19 protein-coding genes are annotated in these 23,195 nt (G+C 74.6%); 8 read left to right on the top strand and 11 right to left on the bottom strand.

Going from position 1 to position 23,195, the window contains the following annotated elements:
• Positions 1-80: 80 nt before the first annotated feature.
• The 5 genes from ACFYWL_RS18475 to glgC form a co-directional block, all read right to left on the bottom strand.
• Positions 81-1,280 (bottom strand): glycosyltransferase, encoded by a 1,200-nt coding sequence (locus ACFYWL_RS18475; RefSeq protein ID WP_386974088.1) that lies wholly within the window; start codon positions 1,278-1,280, stop codon positions 81-83.
• Positions 1,277-2,761, bottom strand: coding sequence for a lipopolysaccharide biosynthesis protein (locus ACFYWL_RS18470; protein WP_386974085.1), 1,485 nt, complete (start codon positions 2,759-2,761; stop codon positions 1,277-1,279). Before ACFYWL_RS18470 ends, ACFYWL_RS18475 begins: the two co-directional genes overlap by 4 nt.
• A 2-nt stretch (positions 2,762-2,763) precedes the next feature.
• Positions 2,764-3,708: an NAD-dependent epimerase/dehydratase family protein gene (locus tag ACFYWL_RS18465; protein ID WP_386974082.1), complete on the bottom strand. Its 945-nt coding sequence runs from the start codon at positions 3,706-3,708 to the stop codon at positions 2,764-2,766.
• Between the two features lie 136 nt (positions 3,709-3,844).
• A complete protein-coding gene (gene pgm / locus ACFYWL_RS18460; RefSeq protein ID WP_386974079.1) occupies positions 3,845-5,488 on the bottom strand; it encodes a phosphoglucomutase (alpha-D-glucose-1,6-bisphosphate-dependent) in 1,644 nt (547 codons plus the stop codon).
• A gap of 84 nt (positions 5,489-5,572) precedes the next feature.
• Positions 5,573-6,805, bottom strand: coding sequence for a glucose-1-phosphate adenylyltransferase (gene glgC, locus ACFYWL_RS18455; RefSeq protein ID WP_386974076.1), 1,233 nt, complete (start codon positions 6,803-6,805; stop codon positions 5,573-5,575).
• A gap of 71 nt (positions 6,806-6,876) precedes the next feature.
• Between glgC and glgA the strand changes: the two genes are divergently transcribed.
• Positions 6,877-8,091 (top strand): glycogen synthase, encoded by a 1,215-nt coding sequence (gene glgA / locus ACFYWL_RS18450; protein WP_386974074.1) that lies wholly within the window; start codon positions 6,877-6,879, stop codon positions 8,089-8,091.
• A 325-nt stretch (positions 8,092-8,416) separates the two neighbouring features.
• Here the strand turns inward: glgA and ACFYWL_RS18445 are convergent, their stop codons facing one another.
• On the bottom strand, positions 8,417-8,953 hold the full coding sequence (locus ACFYWL_RS18445; protein WP_386974072.1) for a hypothetical protein: 537 nt from the start codon (positions 8,951-8,953) through the stop codon (positions 8,417-8,419).
• A 350-nt stretch (positions 8,954-9,303) separates the two neighbouring features.
• Here ACFYWL_RS18445 and ACFYWL_RS18440 point away from each other — a divergent pair, with 350 nt between their 5' ends.
• The 3 genes from ACFYWL_RS18440 to glgB are packed head-to-tail and all read left to right on the top strand — an operon-like array spanning position 9,304 to position 14,622.
• Positions 9,304-10,434 (top strand): sulfotransferase family protein, encoded by a 1,131-nt coding sequence (locus ACFYWL_RS18440; protein WP_386974069.1) that lies wholly within the window; start codon positions 9,304-9,306, stop codon positions 10,432-10,434.
• A 58-nt stretch (positions 10,435-10,492) separates the two neighbouring features.
• A complete protein-coding gene (locus ACFYWL_RS18435) occupies positions 10,493-12,532 on the top strand; it encodes a maltotransferase domain-containing protein (RefSeq protein WP_386974067.1) in 2,040 nt (679 codons plus the stop codon).
• Positions 12,520-14,622, top strand: a complete 2,103-nt coding sequence (gene glgB, locus ACFYWL_RS18430) for a 1,4-alpha-glucan branching protein GlgB (protein WP_386974065.1) — start codon at positions 12,520-12,522, stop codon at positions 14,620-14,622. The genes ACFYWL_RS18435 and glgB overlap by 13 nt, the downstream gene beginning before the upstream one ends.
• A 49-nt stretch (positions 14,623-14,671) precedes the next feature.
• On the opposite strand, the gene ACFYWL_RS18425 is transcribed toward glgB, so the two are convergent.
• The 3 genes from ACFYWL_RS18425 to ACFYWL_RS18415 form a co-directional block, all read right to left on the bottom strand.
• On the bottom strand, positions 14,672-14,971 hold the full coding sequence (locus ACFYWL_RS18425; protein ID WP_386974062.1) for a helix-turn-helix transcriptional regulator: 300 nt from the start codon (positions 14,969-14,971) through the stop codon (positions 14,672-14,674).
• 148 nt (positions 14,972-15,119) lie between these two features.
• A complete protein-coding gene (locus tag ACFYWL_RS18420) occupies positions 15,120-15,320 on the bottom strand; it encodes a type II toxin-antitoxin system RelE/ParE family toxin (protein WP_386974059.1) in 201 nt (66 codons plus the stop codon).
• 120 nt (positions 15,321-15,440) lie between these two features.
• Positions 15,441-16,481, bottom strand: coding sequence for an App1 family protein (locus ACFYWL_RS18415; RefSeq protein WP_386974057.1), 1,041 nt, complete (start codon positions 16,479-16,481; stop codon positions 15,441-15,443).
• Between the two features lie 151 nt (positions 16,482-16,632).
• On the opposite strand from ACFYWL_RS18415, the gene ACFYWL_RS18410 reads away from it, so the two are divergent.
• From ACFYWL_RS18410 to ACFYWL_RS18395, 4 genes are all read left to right on the top strand, one after another.
• Positions 16,633-18,249, top strand: a complete 1,617-nt coding sequence (locus ACFYWL_RS18410; RefSeq protein ID WP_386974054.1) for a hypothetical protein — start codon at positions 16,633-16,635, stop codon at positions 18,247-18,249.
• A 64-nt stretch (positions 18,250-18,313) separates the two neighbouring features.
• Positions 18,314-19,129: a peroxide stress protein YaaA gene (gene yaaA, locus ACFYWL_RS18405; protein ID WP_386974052.1), complete on the top strand. Its 816-nt coding sequence runs from the start codon at positions 18,314-18,316 to the stop codon at positions 19,127-19,129.
• Positions 19,130-19,234: 105 nt separating this feature from the next.
• On the top strand, positions 19,235-19,936 hold the full coding sequence (locus ACFYWL_RS18400; protein ID WP_386974050.1) for a hypothetical protein: 702 nt from the start codon (positions 19,235-19,237) through the stop codon (positions 19,934-19,936).
• Between the two features lie 111 nt (positions 19,937-20,047).
• On the top strand, positions 20,048-21,004 hold the full coding sequence (locus tag ACFYWL_RS18395) for a TAXI family TRAP transporter solute-binding subunit (protein WP_386974048.1): 957 nt from the start codon (positions 20,048-20,050) through the stop codon (positions 21,002-21,004).
• Positions 21,005-21,029: 25 nt separating this feature from the next.
• Here the strand turns inward: ACFYWL_RS18395 and ACFYWL_RS18390 are convergent, their stop codons facing one another.
• Together ACFYWL_RS18390 and ACFYWL_RS18385 are read right to left on the bottom strand one after the other, a co-directional pair.
• Positions 21,030-22,409: a sensor histidine kinase gene (locus tag ACFYWL_RS18390; RefSeq protein WP_386974045.1), complete on the bottom strand. Its 1,380-nt coding sequence runs from the start codon at positions 22,407-22,409 to the stop codon at positions 21,030-21,032.
• A gap of 10 nt (positions 22,410-22,419) precedes the next feature.
• Positions 22,420-23,076, bottom strand: a complete 657-nt coding sequence (locus ACFYWL_RS18385) for a response regulator transcription factor (RefSeq protein WP_386974043.1) — start codon at positions 23,074-23,076, stop codon at positions 22,420-22,422.
• Between the last annotated feature and the right edge of the window lie 119 nt (positions 23,077-23,195).

Genomic DNA, 23,195 nt, shown 5'->3' with positions numbered 1-23,195 from the left:
GTCGGTCGTCGCCGAGATCAACGACCTGGGGCACCACAAGTCACGCATTAGCGCCAAAAGGTGCATATCGCGCCCGCCGCTCAGGGCCGGACCGAGTCCAGGAAGTCGGCCAGCGCCCGCGCGTGGACCCGGAAGTCGAACGACTCCAGGGCCCGCCGGCGGGCGGCCTTGCGCATGAGGGCACGGTCCTCCACGCTCAGCCGCAGCGCCCGGCGCAGGGTCGCGGCGAGGGCGTCCACCGAGTGGTCGGGGCAGACCAGCCCCTCGACACCGTCGGTCAGGTGCTCGGCCAGGTCGCTGGTCAGGTTGGCGATCACCGGTGTGCCGTTGGCCAGGCTCTCGCCGAACTTCGTGGGGAATCCGGCCCGGTTGAAGCGCGTCGGCGGGCGCAGCAGCACGCTGAAGTCCGCCCGGCGCACCTCCGCCCACACCTCCTGCTGCGGCAACCGGCCCAACACCCGCACGCCGGCCGGCACCGGCTCGCCCCCGAGCAGCTCGCGGACCCGCTCGACGGTGGGGCCGACGACGCGCAACTCGACCCGGTCCCCCGCCCCGCCCACCTGTTCCACCGCCCGCACGATGGTGGCGACGAGGTCCTTGCGGCCCGGATCCCCCGCGTACACGAGCCGGAGGGGGCCGTCCCCGTCGGGCCGGTGGTCGGCGAGGACGGCCAGGGCGCGGGCGTCCAGCGTCGGAGGCACCCGCAGCACCGGCAGGCCGTACCCCCGGAAGTGGTCGCCGAGATAGGAGCTGACCGCGATGACGCCGGCGCAGCGCGGGTAGTGGTAGCGGAACGCCAGCAGCGCGCTGAGGTACGGCGGGGCGAACCGGCCGCCCCGGAGCTGCTCCGGGCTGTACCGGTCCACCACGTCGGCGATCACCGGCACCCCGTTGCGCCGGCACCAGGCCCGCAGGCGCGCCGCGTACGGGGCGTCGCCGTTGTAGAGCACCACGTGGCTCGGCCGCGTCGGCCGGCCGTCCAGCCAGCGCACCGTCCGCGCCCCCCAGCTCCACCACGCCCGCGCCGCCTTGTCGAGCTTGCCCGCCCCGGCCGGCGGGATCTCGCCCAGCCCCAGATAGGACACCGAGCCCGGCCCCACCGCGTCGGGCAGCGGGGTCAGCCCGGGACCGTGCTCGCCGCAGGCGACGACGACGTGCCGCCCCGCCGCCGCCAGCGAGCAGGCGATGCCGTGCACCCGCCGGGAACTCGCCTGTCCCCAGGGGAACCGGAACGGGCCGACGATCGCCACCCAGCCCGCCCCGCCGTCCGTCCGCGTCATGGTGTCGGTCTCCGTTCCCGGCGGGCCCCGACGGCCTCGCCGTCCTGCTCAACGGCCGGCCCGGCGGACGGACTCGCCGAGGGGAGGCCGCCGTAGCGGGCGAGCGTGCGCCGGTAGCCGTACAGCCCGGCGGGCAGCACGGTCAGCGCGTAGACGGCGGCGCCGACGAACGGGACGGCGGCCAGCCCGTACGCCTCGGCGGCGTGCCACTTGGCCACCGCGGCGACGCCGACGTAGGCGACCAGCCCGACCACCTGCGGACGGACCACCCCGGCGGCGTTCTGCACCATCATCAGGGCCGAGAACGAGCCGAGCAGCAGGAACCACAGCGCGAGGCCGCCGAGCAGCCACCGGTCGCCGTCGAGCGGCACCGGCAGCCAGGCGGCGAACAGCCGGTCGCCCGCCAGCACCAGGCCGACCGCCGGCGGCACGGTGGCGAGCACGGAGAGCAGGACCATCCGGCGGACCGTCCGGCGGACCCAGGCCAGGTCGCCCCGGGCCAGGGCGTCGCCGTTGGCCGACCACAGCGGCAGGTTGAGCATCGTCACGAGCGCGCCGAGCACCAGGGCCAGCCGGGCCGGTACCGCGTACGCGGTGACACTCTCCGGGCCGAGGGTGTGCGTGATGATCAGGTTGTCCATGTTGGTCGACAGCCCGGTCAGGACGGTCACCAGGAAGAACATCCCGCCGAGGCGGAGCAGCGCGGCCCCCAGCCGGCGGTCGACCGCGCCGATGCCCGGCCGCAGCGCGGGCATCCGCCGGCCGTAGACCCACGCGCTGTTCGCCAGGTTGGCCAGCAGCGGGCCCGCCGACGCGGCGGCGACGACCGCGACGGGCGGCAGCCCCAGCCGCGCCACGAGCAGGACCAGCGGGACCGTGGCCAGCGCGCCCGCCCCCTGCCACAGGTTGCTCTCGCCCACCTGCTGGTAGGCGTACTGCACGCGGACCACCAGGGCCAGCGGGATGTTCACCAGGAACGAGGTGAGGCAGATCAGGACCACGGCGCGGGTCTCCCCCGGGTCCACCACCCCCGCCACGTTGAACAGCGCCGTCCACGGCACCAGCCAGGCCAGCGACCACAGCAGGACGCCCAGCGTCACCGCCACGGCGGTGAGCACCGCATAGGCGGTGGAGACGTACCCGCGCGCCCGGGCCGTGTCGCCGCTGGCGAAGCAGGGCGCGAGCTTGGTCATCAGCCCGGCCCCCAGGCCCAGGTCGGCGAAGGCCGCCATGCCGGTGAGGGCGAGCACCGCCATCCACAGCCCGTAACGCTCCGCGCCCAGCCGCGACAGGCAGACCGGGATCAGGAGCACCGGCGCGAGCAGGCCGACGCCCCGGGCGAGGCCGGCGGTCAGGACACCGGCGGCCAGCCGGCGGCTCCGGCCGGCGTCGGCGGGCGGCGCGGCGGCCGACGCCCGCGCGCCGGTCTCCGGCGGCCCCTCTCCGGCGACGGTCCCCAGCGCCGAGCGGGGCTGCGGCACGGTCAGCGGCCGGCGGGCACGCGACGGGCCATCCAGCCGACGGTGGCCTCCAGCCCCGCCCGCAACGGGTGGGGGCGCACGGCGGGGAACAGCTCACGCAGCCGCCCGCAGTCCGCCTGGGAGTCGCGCACGTCCCCCGCGCGTGGCGGCCCGTGCACGGTCTCCAGCCGCCGGCCGAGCACCGCCTCCAGCTCGGCGACGAGGTCGAGCAGGGAGATCCGGGCCCCGAACGCGAGGTTCACGGTGTCCGGGACGTGCACCCGGCGCAGGATCGCGTCCACCAGCACGTCGGTGACGCTGCCGACGTAGGTGAAGTCGCGGGTCTGCAGGCCGTCGCCGAAGATCTCCAACGGCCGGCCGTCCAGCGCCGCCGAGACGAACCGCGGCACCACCGCCGCGTACGCGTGGTCGGCGGCCTGCCGGGGCCCGAAGACGTTGAAGAACCGGAACGGCAGCACGGGCAGCCCGTAGCAGGAGGCGTAGGCGTTGGCGTACGCCTCCGTCGCGAGCTTTGACACCGCGTACGGGCTCATCGGCATCGGGCGCAGGGTCTCCCGCCTCGGCAGCACCGGGTTCGCCCCGTACACCGACGACGAGGACGCCAGGATGGTCTGCCCGACGCCGTGCCGCCGCGCCGCCTCCAGCACCGTCAGCGTGCCGGTGGCGTTGGCGTGGTGGCTGCGCAGCGGGTCCGCGATGGACCGGGGGACCGACCCGAGAGCGCCCAGGTGCACCACGCTCGCCGCGCCGGCGACGGCCTCGTCGAGCAGGTCCGGGTCCATGACGGAGCCCACCAGCAGGCGCACCGGGAGGTCGGCCAGGTTGTCCAGCGAGCCCGTGGAGAGGTCGTCGACCACCACGACCTCGCCGACCCCGTCGACCCGGATCAGCTCCCGGACCAGGTTGGCGCCGATGAAGCCCGCTCCCCCGGTCACCACGACCCTCACGACCCGGCCCCCGTCACGACCATCGCGCGCATGGCGCTCCTTCCCCCGCGACCCGGGCCCTCGACGGCCCGGGTTCCGCTAGGGGTAACGGAGCACAGCCGCCCGGGTTATCGGGGCGCGCCGGCCGCGCCCCGGCTCACGCCTGCCCGAGCACCGCCGAGACCAGCTCCTTGGCCTCCTCCTGGATCCGGGCCAGGTGCTCCGGCCCCTGGAACGACTCCGCGTAGATCTTGTAGACGTCCTCGGTGCCCGAGGGGCGGGCGGCGAACCAGCCCGACTCCGTCGTCACCTTCAGGCCGCCGAGCGCCGCCCCGTTGCCCGGCGCGGCGGTCAGCGTCGCCGTGATCGGCTCGCCGGCCAGCTCCGTCGCCGTCACCTGCTCCGGGGAGAGCTTCGCCAGCACCGCCTTCTGCCGCCGGTCGGCCGGGGCGTCGATGCGGGCGTACGCGGGAGCGCCGAAGCGCCCGGCCAGCTCCGCCCAGTGCTCGCTGGGCGTCTTGCCGGTCGTCGCGATGATCTCGGCGGCGAGCAGGCAGAGCAGGATGCCGTCCTTGTCGGTGGTCCAGGTGCTGCCGTCGCGGCGCAGGAACGACGCCCCGGCGCTCTCCTCGCCGCCGAAGCCGACCGCGCCGTCGAGCAGGCCCGGGACGAACCACTTGAACCCCACCGGCACCTCCAGCAGCGGCCGGCCCAGGTCCGCGGCGACCCGGTCGATCATCGACGACGACACGAGGGTCTTGCCGACGGCCGCGCCGGGGCCCCACTCCGACCGGGTGCGGAACAGGTGCCCGATGGCCACGGCGAGGTAGTGGTTGGGGTTGAGCAGGCCCCCGTCGGGCGTGACGATGCCGTGCCGGTCGGCGTCGGCGTCGTTGCCGGTGGAGACCTGGTAGTCGCCGCGGGCGGCGATCAGCGACGCCATCGCGTTCGGCGAGGAGCAGTCCATCCGGATCTTGCCGTCGCCGTCGAGGGTCATGAACCGCCAGGTCGGGTCGACCGCCGGGTTGATCACCGTGAGGTCGAGCCGGTGGCGCTGCGCGATCTCCCCCCAGTACGCGACGCTGGCCCCGCCGAGCGGGTCCGCGCCGATGCGCACCCCGGCGGCGCGTACGGCGTCGAGGTCGAGCGCGGCGGGCAGGTCGTCGACGTAGTGGGCGAGGAAGTCGTACGTGCCGGTGGTGTCGGCGGCGCGGGCCCGCGCGTACGGGATGCGGTCGACCTCCTTGAGCCCGGCGGCGAGGATCGCGTTCGCGCGGTCCTGGATCCACCGGGTCACGTCGGAGTCGGCGGGGCCGCCGTGGGTCGGGTTGTACTTGAACCCGCCGTCGTCGGGCGGGTTGTGCGACGGGGTGATCACGATGCCGTCGGCGAGCCCCGAGGTGCGGCCCCGGTTGTGGGTCAGGATGGCGTGCGACACCGCCGGGGTGGGGGTGTAGCCGTCGCGGCTGTCGAGCAGCACGGTGACCCCGTTGGCGGCGAGCACCTCCAGCGCGTCGACGGCCGCCGGGGCCGACAGGGCGTGGGTGTCCCGGCCGAGGAACAGGGGGCCGTCGATGCCCTGCTGGCGGCGGTAGTCGCACAGCGCCTGGGTGACGGCGAGGATGTGGTCGGAGTTGAACGCGCGGCGCAGGCTCGACCCCCGGTGCCCGGAGGTGCCGAAGGAGACCTGCTGCGCCGGGTCGTCGGGGTCGGGATGCTCGGCGTAGTAGGCGGTGACCAGCCGGGGCACGTCGACCAGGTCGGTGGGCTCGGCGGGCTGACCGGCGCGGGGGTGGGCCACTGCTGCAACCTCCAGGGACGCTACGGACGATGGGTCTTCCCGGCGCGGGCCGGGCTCACACACCACAGGACAAGTGTGGGCGGTTCAGGGCTCGACCCGCTGCCCCTTGCCGATCACCACGATGCCGTTGTCGGAGACCGTGTAGCGCTGCCGGTCCTTCTCCAGGTCGACGCCGATCTCGGCCCCCTCGGGAACGATCACGTTCTTGTCGAGGATGGCCCGGCGGACCACGGCGTGCCGGCCGATGTCCACGCCCTCCATCAGCACCGAGCCGTCGACGTGCGCCCAGGAGTGCACCTTGACCTTCGGCGAGACGATCGAGTTCTCCACCAGGCTGCCGGAGATCACCGCGCCGGGCGAGACCATCGAGCCGACGGCCCGGCCGACCCGCTCGCCCCACTGGTGGACGAACTTCGCCGGCGGGTACGGCGGCTGCTCGGTGTAGATGGGCCACTCGAAGTTGTAGAGGTTGAACACCGGGTGCACGTTGATCAGGTCCATGTGGGCGTCGTAGAACGAGTCGAGCGTCCCCACGTCCCGCCAGTAGCCGCGGTCGCGGTCGGTGCTGCCCGGCACCTCGTTGTCGCGGAAGTCGTAGACGTTGGCCTCGCCGCGCTCGACCAGCATCGGGATGATGCTGCCGCCCATGTCGTGCTTGCTGGTCTTGTCCTCCGCGTCCTGCTCGACGGCCTCCAGGAGCACCTTGGTGGTGAAGACGTAGTTGCCCATCGAGGCGTAGATCTGGTCGGGGGCGTCGGGCAGGCCGACGGCGTCGGTGGGCTTCTCGCGGAACGCCCGGATCCGCCGCCCGTCGGGGCCGACCTCGATCACGCCGAACTGGTCGGCCATCGACAGCGGCTGGCGGATGCCCGCGACGGTCACCCCGGCCCCGGAGGCGATGTGGTCGTCGACCATCTGCCGGGGGTCCATCCGGTAGATGTGGTCGGCGCCGAAGACGATCACGTAGTCGGGCTGCTCGTCGTGGATCAGGTTGAAGCTCTGGTAGATCGCGTCGGCCGAGCCGGCGAACCACCAGGGGCCGCGGCGCTGCTGCGCCGGCACCGGCGTGACGTAGTTGCCGAGCAGCGTCGACATCCGCCACGTCATCGTGATGTGCCGGTCCAGCGAGTGGGACTTGTACTGGGTCAGCACCACGATCTTGATGAAGCCGGCGTTGGCGAGGTTGGACAGGACGAAGTCGACCATGCGGTACATCCCGCCGAACGGGACGGCGGGCTTCGCCCGGTCCGCGGTGAGCGGCATCAGGCGCTTGCCCTCTCCACCGGCCAGGACGATCGCGAGCACCTTGTCAGCCATGCCCAGACGCTAACCATCCGCGTGCGACTTCACCACTCGTACGGACGGACTTCTGCACTAGGGTGCGGGGCATGACCGCCTCCGCCCCGGCCACCGCACAGCTCCGCGTCGATCTGCTCACCCGCGAGTACCCGCCGGAGGTGTACGGCGGGGCCGGCGTGCACGTGGAATACCTGGCCCGCGAGCTGCGCCGGCTGGCCGACGTGCGGGTGCACTGCTTCGGCGCGCCGCGCACCGAGCCGGGCGTCACCGCGTACGCCGAGCCGGCCGGCCTCGCCGGCGCGAACGCCGCGCTGCGCACCATGGGCGTCGACCTGGAGATGGCCGCCGCGTGCGCCGGCACCGACGTGGTGCACAGCCACACCTGGTACGCCAACCTGGCCGGGCACACGGCGAAGCTGCTGCACGGGGTGCCGCACGTGGTCACCGCGCACAGCCTGGAGCCGCTGCGGCCGTGGAAGGCCGAGCAGCTCGGCGGCGGCTACGCGCTCTCCTCCTGGTGCGAGCGCACCGCGTACGAGGCGGCCGACGCGATCATCGCGGTCAGCGCGGGCATGCGCGCCGACGTGCTGGCGGCGTACCCGGCGGTGGACCCCGACCGGGTGAAGGTGGTCTACAACGGCATCGACACCGCCCAGTACGCCCCGGACCCCGGCACCGACGTGGTGGACCGGCTCGGCATCGACCCGGCCCGCCCCAGCGTCGTCTACGTCGGGCGGATCACCAAGCAGAAGGGGCTGCCGTACCTGCTGCGGGCCGCCCGGGAGCTGCCGGGCGACACCCAGCTCGTGCTGCTCGCCGGCGCCCCCGACACGGCGGAGATCGCCGCCGAGGTGGAGGGCCTCGTGGCCGAGCTGCGGGCGAAGCGCTCCGGGGTGGTCTGGGTGGCGGAGATGCTGCCCAAGCACGAGGTGATCCAGGTGCTCACCCACGCCACGGTCTTCGTCTGCCCCTCGGTCTACGAGCCGATGGGCATCGTCAACCTGGAGGCGATGGCCTGCGAGACGGCGGTGGTGGCCACCGCCACCGGCGGGATCCCCGAGGTCGTCGCCGACGGCGAGACGGGGCTGCTGGTGCCGATCGAGCAGGCCGCCGACGGCTCGGGCACGCCGCTGGACCCGCAGCGGTTCGTGGCCGACCTGGCGGCGGCGATCAACCGGGTGCTGGCCGACCCGGCGAAGGCTGCCACGCTGGGCAGGGCCGGGCGGGCGCGGGCGGTCGAGCACTTCTCCTGGGACGCGATCGCCGCCCGCACCGTCGAGGTCTACCGCTCGGTCGGCGCGTAAGGAAGCACCAGCCACAGCGGGGGGCGTGGAACGATGCGCGGGCAGTACCAATCGAGCGCATGGCCGGTTCGATTCGCCCTCCGGATCCTCGAAGAACGAGGCTGGATCATCACCCGGCAGGGCAAGGGGCGTTCGTGGCGCCGAACCCTCCGGCACAGGCAGAGAGAGATGAAGGCCGGTAGATCTTGGTCAATTTCGACCCCCAGAGGGGCCATTTGATACCAAGATCTACCAGTTCAGAGCCACGCTTTGGTGCCTCGATGAGCGGGGTGGGATCGAGGTGCATCAGGGCAAAGGGGGCGTTCGTGGCGCAGAGTCTGCCGGCCTAGCTAAGCACTATCGCGTACAGCCGGTCGGTCGGGTCGACCACGGCGTTGAGCCGCGCGCCGACCTCCAGGCTGGGATGCTCCTTGCACTGCGAGGTGGTGGCGAACGGCTCGAACCCGGGCCCGCCGATCAGCAGGCTCACCTCGATCCCGCTCTCCTCACCGAGCGAGGCGGGCCGCACGGCGGCGATCTCGGCGGTCGCGGCGACGCCGACCGTCTCCAGGCGACGCTGGTCCCGTCGGGCGCGGTCGTGCCGCAGCGCTTCGCGCCGGGCCAGCCCGAGGCACGACAGGGTGACTCCGACGCCGGCCGCCGCCATGATCCAACGGTTGAGGGTGGGCTCGTCGGTGACGAGAAAGGCGGCGGCGTACACCAGGAACGGGCCGATCGCCAGCAGCCCGAGCCCCAGGACGCCCAGGACCAGCCGCCAGAGTCCGCCGGCGGGCAGGTTCGCCTGGCGTGGGACGGCGGCATCGTCGCCGATCAGGGTGAGTGCGCTCCGGCCCGGCACGAATCCCCCCGGCACCGCTGGCATGCCGTCACCCTGACGGGGTCACCGCACGCCCGGCTACCCGCCAGGCGGCCCCTTTGCTCTGCACCCACATACGCAACAGCTCACGCACCGCAACCGGGCCCCGCGCCGCCCGCCGCCCACGGCTCCGCAGAACCCCTGGTAGGCCGAGTGCTGCGCCCGTGGGTGCAGAGCAAAGGGAGCGCGGCATGTCCTGCGGAGCCAGCAGACCGTTACGGTGAGTGGTCACCGGCCCCACTGCGCAAGCATCACGCACCGCAAGCGACGCGGTGGGCCGGCAGCCGCCCGACCGAGCCCCAGCGCTCCGCGAGGGCTTGATCGCGCGCCGTGATTCCGCGTAGCGTCTGGCATCGATGGATACGAACGGGTCCGCGCAGGTGCTGGACATCCTCGACAAGGTCGCGCCGGCCGAGTTCGTCCCGGCCAGCCCGCACAACTTCGTCGTACGACCGGGCGGGTCGGTGCCGGCGGAGAGCCTGCTCGGCGACCCCGACGTCAGCCTGCACTGCCTCGACGACGAGCACCGCCTCGCGTACTTCGTGCAGACCCCGCCGGGGGTCGACCTGGCCGGCGGGCCGTTCCTCTACCTCGACCAGTACCGGGCCGCGCAGCGGCTGGTCACGGTGCCCTACGACGCCCTGCACCGGCTCGCCGACGGCCTGCCCGACCCGGACCGGCTGGTCCTGGTCTACTCCGTCGGGCGCTGCGGGTCGACGCTGCTCAGCAGGGCGTTGGGCGAGGTGGCCGGGGTGCGCAGCTACTCGGAGCCCGACGTCTTCACCGAGATCGCGCTGCTGCGGCACGACGACCCGGGCCGCGACGCGGAGTACGCACGGCTGATCCAAAGCTGCGTCCGCGTCCTCGCCAACACCGGAAGCGGGCGCGCCGAAACGCTGGCGGTCAAGTTCCGGGCCAGCGGAATCCAGCTCGGCGACCTGTTCCACCAGGTGTTCCCCGACGCCCGGGGCGTGTTCCTGCACCGCGACGCGCGCCCGTGGCTGGAGTCGATGCACCAGGGCTTCACCCCGCACCTGCCCGACCCGGCGGCGCAGCTGGCGTTCCTGAAGCACGTGCTGGCCCAGGCCCCGCTGATCATGCCCTTCGTCGCCCGCCACGAGCGGCAGCCGACGCCGACGGAGGCGTACGTGTTGACCTGGCTGTCGGTGCTGGACCGCTACCGCGCGCTGCGCCGCGCCGGGGTGCCGCTGCTGCCGGTGGCCTACGAGGCGCTCGACGCCGACCCCAAGGCGACCCTCGCCGCCGTGCTGGACCACTGCGGCCTGCCGGCCGACGGCGTCGACGCGGCGTACGCGGCCTTCTCGGCCGACTCGCAGGAGGGCACCGTGCTGTCCCGGTCGAGCCGCCACAGCAACCCGGCGGCGGCGCTGGGCGCGGAGGACTACGCGCAGGCGCGGGCGGTCCTGGCGGAGCACCCCGTCGTCGACCCCGACGATCCGCTCGTGCGCGGGCTGGTCGAGCCGTAGCGGGATCCGGGGGAGCTTGCCCGCGCGCGAGACGATCTCGCACAGGTAGGTTGACAGGGTGACTGGACGGTTCCCGATCGAAGACGTCTCCCCCGCCGTCTCCTGCGGTCGCTACCCGGCCAAGGCGGTGGTCGGCGAGGCGGTGCCGGTGTCCGCCCGCGCCTACCGGGAGGGGCACGACGCGCTGGGCTGCAACGTGGTCTGGCTCGGCCCCGACGGACGGGCCCGGCCCTTCACCCGGATGCGCCCCGGCGAGCCCGGCCACGACCGCTGGCACGCCACCATCCGCCCCGACGCAGTAGGCGAGTGGACCTTCGCCGTCGAGGCGTTCCAGGACCCGTACCTGACCTGGCAGAACGCGGTGACCAAGAAGATCGCCGCCGGGCAGGGCGCGGCGGAGCTGGCCAACGACCTGGCCGAGGGCGTACGCGTGCTGACCGCCGCCCTGGCCGTGGTGCCGGCGGGCGACGTCGCCCGGGTCAAGGCGGCGGTGGCCGCGCTGGACGACGACGGCCGGGAGCTGCCCGCCCGGGTCGCCCCGGCCCTCGACCTGGCCGACCTGCTCTGGGCCCACCCGGTGCGCGAGTTGGTCACCACCGGCGACGAGTACCGGCTGTGGGTGGACCGCCCCCGGGCGCTCTTCTCCGCGTGGTACGAGTTCTTCCCCCGCTCGGAGGGCGCGATCCCGGCGACCGTGGACGCCCCGGCCCGCTCCGGCACGTTCGCCACCGCGATGGACCGGCTGCCCGGGGTCGCGGCGATGGGCTTCGACGTGCTCTATCTTCCGCCGATCCACCCGATCGGCCGGGTCAACCGCAAGGGCCGCAACAACGCGCTCACCGCCGGGCCCGACGACGTGGGCTCGCCGTGGGCGATCGGCGCGGCCGAGGGCGGCCACGACGCCATCCACCCCGACCTGGGTACGCCGGAGGACTTCCGCGACTTCGTCGCCGCCGCCGCCGAGCAGGGCCTGGAGGTGGCGATGGACCTGGCGTTGCAGTGCGCGCCGGACCACCCGTGGGTCACCGCGCACCCGGAGTGGTTCACCACCCGGGCCGACGGCAGCATCGCGTACGCGGAGAACCCGCCGAAGAAGTACCAGGACATCTACCCGCTGAACTTCGACAACGACCCCGAGGGCATCCGGGCCGAGATCCTGCGGGTGGTGCTGCACTGGGTCGGCGAGGGCATCCGCATCTTCCGGGTGGACAACCCGCACACCAAGCCGTTCGACTTCTGGCACTGGCTGATCACGGAGGTCAAGAAGGTCGACCCCGACGTGCTGTTCCTGGCCGAGGCGTTCACCCGGCCGGCGATCATGCACGGGCTCGGCAAGATCGGCTTCACGCAGTCGTACACCTATTTCACCTGGCGCACGACGGCCGCGCAGATGCGGGAGTACTGCGAGGAGCTGGTCGCCTCCGCCGACCACATGCGGCCCAACTTCTGGCCCAACACGCCCGACATCCTGCACGAGTCGTTGCAGCACGGCGGCCCGCCGATGTTCAAGATCCGGGCGGTGCTGGCGGCGCTGCTGAGCCCCTCCTGGGGCATGTACGCCGGCTACGAGCTGTTCGAGCACGTGGCCCGGCCCGGCGCGGAGGAGTACCTCGACAACGAGAAGTACGAGCTGCGTCCCCGCGACTGGGCCGGCGCGCAGGAGCAGGGGCGGTCACTGGCCCCGTTCATCGCCACCCTCAACCGGGTCCGGCGCGACAACCCGGCCCTGCACCGGCTGCGCAACCTCGTCTTCCACGACATCGACAACCCGGCGTTGCTGTGCTGGTCCAAACGCGACCCCGACACCGGCAACCTGGTGCTCGTGGTCTGCTCGTTCGACTCGCAGACCGTGCAGTGGGGCAACACCACCCTCGACATGCCGGCGCTGGGCCTGGACTGGTCCGACCGGTTCACCGTCCACGACGAGCTGACCGGCGCGGTCTACGACTGGGGGCAGCGCAACGCCGTGCGGCTCGACCCGTACCTCCAGCCCGCGCACGTGTTCACCGTGCGCCGGCCCGCTCCCGCGGGCACCACCGCCCCCACCACCGACGCCGATGCTGCTGCTGACAAGGACGAGGCCCGATGGACGAGCTGATCGCCGGCACCGCGCACGACCCGCACGCCGTGCTCGGCGCGCACCCCGCCGACGGGCGCACCACGATCCGCACGCTGCGCCGGGGCGCCCGGCGGGTGAGCGCCGTCGTCGGCGGGCAGCGGTACCCGATGACCCGGGTCCACGACGCGGGCGTGTTCGAGGTCGTCCTGCCCGGCACCGTGCTGGACTACCGGCTCGACGTCGACGGCGCGCTGCGCGACGACCCGTACCGGCACCTGCCCAGCCTCGGCGAGCTGGACCTGCACCTGATCGGCGAGGGCCGGCACGAGCGGCTGTGGGAGGCCCTCGGCGCGCGGGTGCTCGACGCGGGCGTCGCGTTCGCCGTGTGGGCGCCCAACGCCCGCGGCGTGCGGGTCGTCGGCGACTTCACCGGCTGGAACCCCGACGACGGCTGGCCGATGCGGTCGCTGGGCTCCAGCGGCGTGTGGGAGATCCTGGTGCCCGACGTGCCGGCCGGGGCGAAGTACAAGTACCGGGTGCTGGGCGCCGACGGCCGGTGGCGGGACAAGGCCGACCCCCTCGCCGCGTACGCGGAGGTGCCGCCGGCCACCGCGTCGGTGGTGCACCGCTCGGCGTACGAGTGGACCGACGCCGACTGGCTCGCCCGGCGGGCGCGGCGGCAGCCGCACCAGGAGCCGATGAGCGTGTACGAGGTGCACCTCGGCTCGTGGCGGCCCGGCCTCGGCTACCGGGAGCTGGCCGAGCAGCTCACCGCGTACGTGACCGAGCTGGGCTTCACCCACGTGGAGTTCCTGCCCGTGATGGAGCACCCGTTCGGCGGCTCCTGGGGCTACCAGGTCACCGGCTACTACGCGCCGACGTCCCGGTTCGGCGACCCCGACGACTTCCGGCACCTCGTGGACACGCTGCACAACGCCGGCGTCGGGGTGATCCTCGACTGGGTGCCCGCGCACTTCCCCAAGGACGAGTGGGCCCTCGCACGCTTCGACGGCACCCCGCTCTACGAGCACCCCGACCCGCGCCGCGGCGAGCACCCCGACTGGGGCACGTACGTCTTCGACTTCGGCCGCCGCGAGGTGCGCAACTTCCTGGTCGCCAACGCGCTGTACTGGTGCGACGAGTTCCACGTCGACGGGCTGCGGGTCGACGCGGTGGCGTCGATGCTCTATCTCGACTACTCCCGCCCCGAGGGGCAGTGGGTCCCCAACCAGCACGGCGGCCGGGAGAACCTGGAGGCGATCGCCTTCATGCAGGAGGTCAACGCCACCGTCTACAAGCACCACGCCGGGGTGGTGATGATCGCCGAGGAGTCGACGGCGTGGCCCGGGGTGACCCGCTCCACCGCCGACGGCGGGCTCGGCTTCGGGTTCAAGTGGAACATGGGCTGGATGCACGACACCCTGCTCTACACGTCGAAGGATCCCATCTACCGGCAGCACCACCACCATCAGCTCACCTTCTCCCTGGCGTACGCGTGGAGCGAGAACTACGTGCTGCCGATCAGCCACGACGAGGTGGTGCACGGCAAGGGCTCCCTGGTGGCAAAGATGCCCGGGGACACCTGGCAGCGGCTGGCCAACGTGCGGGCGCTGCTGGCGTACATGTGGGCGCACCCGGGCAAGCAACTGCTGTTCATGGGCTGCGAGCTGGGCGACGACCGGGAGTGGAGCGAGGAGCGCGGCCTCGACTGGTACCTGCTGCACGACCCGGCGCGCGCCGGCGTGCAGCGCCTCGTCGGCGACCTCAACCGCGTCTACCGGGACACCCCGGCGCTGTGGGCGCAGGACACCACCCCGGCCGGGTTCCGCTGGATCGCCGGCGACGACGTCGCCCACAACACGGTGTCGTTCGTGCGGATCGCCCCCGACGGCGCGACGCTGGTGTGCGTGGCCAACTTCTCGGCCCTGCCGCTGGAGGACTACCGGATCGGGCTGCCCGCCGCCGGCACGTGGACGGAGGTGCTCAACACCGACGCCCACCACTACGGCGGCTCCGGGGTGGGCAACCTCGGCGAGGTGCACGCGCAGGGCGTGCCGTGGCACGGGCTGCCGGCGTCGGTGGCGCTGCGGGTGCCGCCGCTGGGCGTGCTCTGGCTGCGCCGCGACTGACCCCGCGCTCAGACAGAGCGCATGGCGGGCCGCCCGTGCGCGGCGGGGATCAGGCCGCGTCCGCCCGGGGCGCGAACGTGACGTCGAGTCTCATGTTCAGCGCCCTGGCCAGCCGTTCGAGCACCGTCAGGGTCGGCACCGTTCCGCCGGCCTCGAAACGGGCCACGGCCGACTGCGTCATTCCTGCGGCACGGGCGAGCTCGGTCTGGCTCCAGCCGTTTCGTTCACGCAGTTCCCGAACCGTCTGCCCGAGCTCGAAGGCGATCCGTGCCGCCTCGTAGGCGGCTGCGGCCCCGGGCTCGGCCAGGCGTCGCTCACGCAGTTCGTTCCAGTCGTTTCGATCGTTCATCGCTCCGCCCCCTGGTGCACAGTGTGTCGCTCCGCCACGCATCGTTCCAGCGCCCGTCGCGCCCGCTCGACCTCGCGGTCCTCCCGCATCCGGGTCTTCCGAAAGACCGTCAGCAGGATGATGCGACGATCTGTGGCGATCCAGTAGGTCACCCTGACCGGTCGCGATCCAGGTAGAACCGCAACTCGCGCAGCTTGCCGTCGAGTTGCTTGGTGTACGGTTCGCCGAGAAGCGGCCCTCGCCCGCCGAGCAGGTCGACATAGAAGGCCGCTCTGGCGAAGTGTGCTGTCGACAGACCCTCCAGCCAGTCGCGGACTTCGGGTTCGAGCTCCACGCTACCCCACGTCATAGCATCGATGCTATGCAAACAGGTCAGGTGGCACTCGGAGCGCGGCCCGCGTGTCGCGCCTGACCCGCGCCGCCCGAGCCACCTGCCGGCGGGGACTCGTCGCTGCCGAGCGGGGACGGGTCACACCAGGCCCGCGTCTCGCAGCAGCTTCCACAGGCCCGCGCCGTCCGGCGCGGAGAGCCACTTCTGCCCCACCGGACCCGACGAGGAGCTGCCCGACGGGGTGGGCAGGCTGCCGGCGAGCACCGACTGGGTGGGCGACAGCCGGCGGATCGCCACGCCGGCCACGTTGTCGGGGTGCCCGGCGGCGAACTCGCGGTAGATCTCCGGGTCGTGCTGGCCGTCGTCGCCGATGAGCAGCCAGCGCACGTCGGGGAACTCCCGGGACAGCCGGGCCAGGGTGGCCCGCTTGTGTTCCCGGCCGCTGCGGAACCACCGGTCGGCCGTCGGCCCCCAGTCGGTGAGCAGCAGCGGCCCGGCCGGATAGAGGTGCCGGGACAGGAACCTGGTCAGCGTCGGCGCGACGTTCCACGCGCCGGTGGACAGGTAGAACACCGGCGCGCCGGGGTGGGCGGTGACGAGGCGCTCGTAGAGCACCGCCATGCCGGGGACGGCGGCGCGGGCGTGCTCGTCGAGGACGAACGTGTTCCACGCGGCCAGCAGCGGACGCGGCAGGGCGGTCACCATGACCGTGTCGTCGATGTCGGAGAGGATGCCGAACCGGACGTTCGGGTCGAGGACGCGGATCAGCGCCTCCACCGGCTCGGCGTCGGCGACGCCGAGGCGCACCGACGCCCAGCCGGGGGTCAGGTCGGCCTCGACGACGGTGTCGACGAAGCCGCTGCGGTCGGCCTTCGCCTCGTGCGTCACCCCGCCGGCCTCGATGGTGACCGTCACGTGCTTGGCGGGCAGGGTGGCGAAGCTGCGCCAGCCGCGCACCTTCTCCAGCCGCTGCCGCGACCGCGTGTCGGGGCGCCCGAGCAGCACCCGGCACAGCACCCGCGCCCAGCCGGGCGCGCCGTAGCCGGCGTACGCGATGATGTTGGTCTGCCACCCGGTGCGCCGCAGCCGGCGCTCGACCAGGTTGTGCACGGCGTCCTCGAACCGCGCGGCCCGGTGCAGGTTCGGTACGGCCAGTTCGCCGGCGGGTGTCGGTGGCACACGGCAACCCTGCCACACCGCGGCGACGTCGGCCACGCGAGCCGCCGGCTGCGCGGGCGACCACCGCCCGCCGCCGGTCTGCGGCGATCCGGCCCGGTGCGCCCCGGGCGCGTGACACACTCCGGTCGGGGCGACGACGGGGGCGTTGGTCGTGTCGACAGCTGTGCGGGACCGTGGGCGGTGGCGTCCGGCGCTCGACCGGCCGGCGCTGGCGGCGCTGCTGCTCGGGCTGGCCGGGTTCGGCTACCGGCTGGTCCTCACGCTGCTCACCGTGCCCGTGTCGAACAGCGACGAGGCCACGTTCGGCCTGGCCGCGCTGCACATCGCCGCCGGCCGGGAGCACCCGGTCTTCCTGTACGGGCAGCGTTACATGGGCATGGCGGAGGCGTACCTGGCGGCCCCGCTGGTCGCCGTCGCCGGGCCGAGCTGGCCGGTGCTGCGGCTGCCGTTGCTGGCGCTGTGGGCGGTGTTCGTGTTCCTGGCGTACCGGCTGACCCGCCGGATCTGCGCGCCCTGGTTCGCCGTGCTGGTCGTCGGCCTGCTCGCGCTCGGCCCGGAGCGGGTGCTGCGCGACCAGTTGCAGGCGGTCGGCGGGCGGCCCGAGGTGAAGCCGGCGGTGCTGGCGATCCTGCTGGTGGCGGTGGGGCTGGCCGACGGGCGGGTGCGGTTCCGGCCGCTGGCGGCGGGGGCGGCGGGGCTGCTGGCCGGGTTGGCCGTCTGGTCGGACTGGCTGATCGTGCCGTACCTGGCGGCGGCCGTCCTGCTGCTGGCCTGGGTGCTGCGCCGGGAGCTGCTGGGCCGGTGCGGGCTGGCGCTGGCGGCCGGGCTCGCCGTCGGGGCGGCCCCGCTGATCGTCGACAGCCTGCGCGCGCCGCCGGGGCAGGACTCGCTGACGGTGGTGCGGCGGATCAGCCGGGATGCCGGCGCGACGCCGCCGCTGGCCGAGCGGCTGCACGGCGGGCTGCTGGAGGGGGTGCCGCTGGCCACCGGGCTGTGCCCGGCCGGCGGCTGCGCCCGCTGGCAGCAGTGGTTCGGGGTGGCGTACCCCGTGCTGCTGGCCGCCGCCGCGGTGCTCGCCCTGGTCGCGTACCGGCGGGCCGCCGCACGCCCGGCCGCCGACCGGGTCGGGCCGGCCGCGCAGCTCGCCCTGGTCGCGGGCGCGGGGTTGACCCTCGCGGCGTACGTGCGCAGCCCGCTGGCCGCCACCGATCCGCTGAACAACGCCCGCTACCTGTCGGTGCTCCAGTTGTCGTTGCCGGTGGCGCTGTGGCCGCTGTGGGTGGCGGCGCGGCGCGCGTGGCGGGGGCCGGCGGGCGCGGCCGGGCGGCTAGCCGGGGCGTCGGCGACGGCCGCGCTGGCCGGGCTGACCGCCACCGCGCTGGCCGCCACCGGCCTGTTCGTGGCGGGCCTCGGGCCGCTGCGCGCCGAGGAGCGGCAGGCCCGCCAGCTGGCCGACGTCGTGCGCCGGGCGGGGCTGCGCGCGGTGTACGGCGAATACTGGACCTGCAACCGGCTGGTCTTCCACACGGCGGAGGAGGTGGTCTGCGGGGTGCTCGACGGGCGGCTGATGCCGGGGCAGAACCGGTACCGGCCGTACTGGCGACGGGTGGCCCTGGCCGACCGGCCCGGGTACGTGCTGGTGGCCGGCGGCCCGGCCGACCTTCGGCTGCGGGAGCTGCTCGGCCCGCGCGCCGGGGCGGCGCTGCTCGCCGAGGTCGGCCGCTATCGCGTGTACCACCCGGAGACGGCCGTGCGGCCGTGGCGCTGAGCGGGGTGCGTACGCTGGCCCGACCGGCGTGCACGACGCCGGGTGCGCGAGGAGTCGTGAGGCGATGCTCATCCTGCTGCCGCCCTCGGAGGGCAAGGCCGACGCCGGAACCGGCCGGCGGCTGGACCTGGCCCGGCTGTCCCTGCCCGAGCTGACCGACGCCCGTGCGCGGGTGCTGGCGGCGCTGGTGCAGCTCTGCGGGGGTGCGGGCGGGGCGGCGGCCCCGGACGAGGCGGCGGCCCTGGAGGCGCTGGGGTTGACCCCAGGGCTGGCCGGCGAGCTGCGCCGCAACGCGCGGCTGGAGCGGGCGGCCACCGCCGAGGCGGGCCGGCTCTACACGGGCGTGCTCTACGAGGCCCTCGACCTGGCCACGCTGCCGGCGGCGGCGCAGCGGGCGGCCCGCCGGTCGGTGCTGATCAGCTCCGGGCTGTGGGGCGCGGTGCGGCTCACCGACCGCATCCCGCCGTACCGGTGCCCGATCGGGGCGCGGCTGCCCGGCGTGGGGGCGCTGTCGGCGTACTGGCGGCGGGAGCTGGGGCCGGCGCTGGAGGCGGCGGCCGGGCGCGGCCCGGTGCTGGACCTGCGCTCCGGCGCGTACGCGGCGACGTGGACCCCGCGCGGCGAGCTGGCGGGACGGACGGTGACCGTGCGGGTGCTGCACGAGCGGGACACCCCTGCCGGGCCGGTGCGCAGCGTGGTGAGCCACTTCAACAAGGCGACGAAGGGACGGCTGGTGCGCGACCTGCTCACCGCCGGGGCCCGGCCGCGCACCGCCGACGGCCTGGTGGCCGCCCTGCGGGAGGCGAAGTACACGGTGCTGGAGCAGCCCGTGACGGCCGGGCGGCCCCGGGCGGTCGACGTGGTGGTGACGCAGTTGTGACGCTCTGAACTGTCGCAAGATTTCCTCAAGCCTGGCGGCCACGGGTACCACCGGGCCGTCCGGCGGGCCACGGTAGGGGTATCCGACGCCGACAAGGAGACTGTGGTGCCCCTCGAACCCACGCTGCTCGACCGGCCTCGTCTTCCGGCGGCCCCGGCCCCGCTGGACTGGGTGACCCTCGCCGACGCGTTCGAGGTGGCCTGCCTGTTGCGCTGCGTGTCCGCGCCGGCCGCGCCCGGCCGGGCCGGGCGGCGTCCGGCGGCCCCCGCCCACCCGCACGGCAGCGCCGCCGCCGCCGAGTTCAACCGGGAGGACGCCGCGCTGCGGATGCGCCAGCTCCTGGCCCGGCTGGAGATCCCGGTGCGGCACGAGGCGACCACCGGTGGCCTGCGCCGCCGCTACGAGCTGCACCGCCTCCAGGTGCCGCGCGAGCACCGGGCGGCGTACGCGGCGCTGGTGGACACCGGCTGGCGGCAGGGCCGCCGGGAGTTGCTCGGCGGGCCCGCGGCGGGCGCGTCGGCGCCGCGCCGGACGTGGCGGCCCCGGCTGGCCGCCGCGGCGTGGCGGGCGTCGCTGCTGGCCGGCGGCCGGCACGTGCGCCGGCACATCCTCGGGATCCGGCTGACCGACCGGGAGCTGGCCGCCGTGCTGGTCCGGGGGGCGGCCCTGCTGGAGGTACCCGCCCTGCTGCGGCCCGGCGCGGGCTGCTTCGTGGTGAGCGTGGCCGACGGCCCGGACCGGGACCGCATCCTGCGCAGCGTCACCCTGGACCCGGCGACCGGGCCGGGGGTGGCCGCCGTCGGCTGACTCCTCCCACACCGGCCGCCCCCGCTCAGGACGCGCCGAGCGCGGCCCGGCACAGACCGGCGCGGGCCGTGGGCTTGCGCGGGTGGTGGTGCACCGCGCAGAGTGCACCGGGTGAGCCGTAGCTGGACTGTGCCCCCGCGCGCCGCCGGCGTGGCCGCGCTGCTGCTGGTGCTGGTCGCGGCAGCGCCCGGGCTCGCCGGCTGCCAGGACTCGCCGGGCGAACCCGTGCCGATCCGCATCGCCACCGGCAGCCCCACCGCCGTCTACCACGCGTTCGGCCGGTCGCTGGCCGGCATCCTCAACCGCGAGCTGCCCGGGGTGCGGGCGAGCGTGGTGGTGACCGCCGCCTCGGCGGAGAACATGCGCCTGGTGGGCGCGGGCCAGGCCGAGCTGGGCTTCACCCAGGCCGACGTGCTGCCCACCGACCGGGAGCAGCAGCCGAGCGTCCTGGCGGTGGCGCGGGTCTACGACGACCTGCTGCACCTGGTCACCACGGCCGGCAGCCCGGTCCGCTCGGTGGCGGACCTGCGGGGCCGGCGGGTCTCCGTCGGCGCGCCCGGCTCCGGCACGGAGGTCACCGCCACCCGGCTGCTGGAGGTCGCCCACCTCGGCGACGCCGCCGTGCGCCGGGAACGGCTCGGCCTCGACGACTCGGTCGCCGCGCTACGCGCCGGCCGCATCGAAGCGTTCTTCTTCTCCGGCGGGCTGCCGGTGCGCGGCGTCGAGGAGCTCGCCGCCGGCAGCGCCGTGCGGATCGTCGACCTGGGCGAGTGGACCGAGCCGCTGCGGCGCAGCTACCGCGAGGTCTACGTGTCCCGGGACATCCCCCGCTCCGTCTACGGGGTCGAGCCGGTCACGACGGTGGCGAACCCGAACTACCTGGTGGTCCGGGCGGACCTGCCGGAGCCGCTGGTGCGCGAGGTGACCCGGCTGCTGATGGAGCGCCGGGCGGAGCTGGCGGCGGCCCACCCGGCGGCCGGCCGGATGAGCCCCCGGTCGGCGATCGCCACCGCCCCGTTGCCGCTGCATCCGGGTGCCGCCGCCTGGTACCGGTCGGCCAAGCCCTGACCCGCCGGCCGGGCCACGGAAGCGGTCAGCCGGCATCGTCCGGGGCCGGGAACCACAGGCCGGCCACCAGCCCGCGCGGTCGCCCCGGCCGCATGGTGAGCCGGCCGTCGGAGGCGTCGACGAGGACCGCCACGATGGTCAGCCCGAGCCCCGCCCCGTCGACGTTCTGCACCTCGGGGGCCCGCCAGAACCGCTCGGTGGCCCGGTCGAGCTGGTCGAGGGTCATGCCCGGGCCGGTGTCCCGCACCTCCAGGGCGACCCCGCCGTCGGCGCGCCCGACGCTCACCGTCACCTCGCCGCCCGTGCCGCTGAACTTCACCGCGTTGTCGATCAGGGCGTCGAGCGCCTGGTCGATCGCGGTCGGCACGGTCCGGGCGTACGCCGGGCCGTCGGTGGTGGCCAGGCGGAGGGTGACCGACCGGTGCCGGGCCAGCGGCTGCCAGGCGGCGACCCGCGACGCGGCCACGGCCACCGCGTCGACGGTGACCCGCTGGTTCTCCTCGCGCTCGGCGCGGGCCAGGGTGAGCAGGGCGTCGAGCAGCAGCGCCAGCCGGTCGGTCTCCTCCAGCGCGAGCTGGTGCTCGGCCCGCCCCTGCGGATCGGTCAGGCTCGGCCCCAGCTCCTCCACCCGCAGCCGCAGGGCGGTCAGCGGGTTGCGCAGCTGGTGGCTGGCGTGCGCGACGAACGCCCGCTGCCGGTCCATCACGTCGGACACCACGTCGGCCATGTTGTTGAAGCTCGCCGCCAGGCGGCGCAGCTCCGGCGGGCCCAGCCGGTGCTGCACCCGGGCCCCCCGGTCGCCCTCGGCGATCTCGTGGGTGACGGCGTCCAGCTCGGTGACCGGGCGCAGCACCCACCCGGCCAGCCCGAACGCGGTCAGCACGCAGGCCAGCACGGCGACGATGCCGGTCGCCGCGAGCAGCAGCCACCACGCGGTGACGGTCCGGCGCAGCGCGCCGGCCGGGGTGGTGATGACGACGGCGCCGAGCACCTCGCCGCCGTCGTTGATCGGCACCGCCACCACGACGGGCCCGTCCGCCCACGGCCACACCGAGCCCGGTGCGCTGAACTGCTGCCCGGACAGCGCGGTGTCCAGCGCCGACTCGGTGCCGGCCCCGGAGCGCCAGCTACGCGACGCGACCACGGTGCGGCGGTCCCGGTCGACCACCGCCGCGCCGATGCCGTACAGCTCGTCGTAGCTGCTCAGCTCGCCGCCGAGGGGCCCGGGGACGCCGCCGCGCAGCGCCGGCCCGGCGAGCGAGGCGAACCGGGTGGCGTCGGCGAGCCGGTCGGCGCGCACCAGGTCGGTCTCCCGGGTGGCCAGGGTCGCCGCGAGCGGGGTCTCCAGCGCGACGAGCACCAGCACCATCAGCAGCAGGTAGCTGATGACCAGCCGACGACGCACGGGGCTCCCCTCACTCCCCGCGCAGCCGGTAGCCGACGCCGCGCACGGTCTCCACCAGCCGGGGGTCGCCCAGCTTGCCGCGCAGCGACCCGACGTGCACCTCCACGGTGTGCGGGTCGGCCCAGGTGGTGCCCCAGACGTCCAGCAGGATCCGGTCGCGGGACACCGCCACCCCGAGCTGCCGGGCCAGCGACAGCAGGATGTCGAACTCCTTGCGGGTGAGGGTGACCTCCCGGCCGGCGACCGTGACGGTCCGGGCGGCGACGTCGATGCGCACGGGTCCCGCCTCGATCACGTCCCGCTCCGGGGCGGCGTGCGCGGCCCGGCGCAGCACCGCCTCGATGCGGGCCTGGAGCTCGACCATGGAGAAGGGTTTCACCACGTAGTCGTCGGCGCCCAGCCGCAGGCCCAGGACGCGGTCGCGTTCCTCGCCGCGGGCGGTGACGGCGATGATGCCGAGCTGCGCGCTGCGCCGGCGCAGGGCGCGGCACAGGTCGGTGCCGTCGCCGTCGGGCAGGGTCAGGTCGAGCAGCACCAGGTCGCACGGTGCCGCGCGCAGCGCCGCCGCGACGGTGGCGGCGTGCTCCACCTCGTAGCCGCGGCGGGTCAGGGCGGACGACAGGGCGGCGGCCACCCGACGGTCGTCCTCGACCAGCAGGATGCGCAACCCGCCTCCCCGGTTCCTCGTTCTCGACCGTGGAATGGTCGCAGACGTGCCGGCCGGGCGGGAGGGCCGCCCGGTCAGTCCCCGTGCGCCCGTGCCGCGCGGCCCGCCCGGCGGGCCGC

The sequence above is a fragment of the Micromonospora sp. NPDC002575 genome (assembly GCF_042889525.1).
In the GTDB taxonomy this organism is placed as follows: Bacteria; Actinomycetota; Actinomycetes; order Mycobacteriales; family Micromonosporaceae; genus Micromonospora; species Micromonospora carbonacea.
Note: the sequence above shows the minus strand (reverse complement) of the source record. Positions and strands in the feature narration are given on the sequence as shown.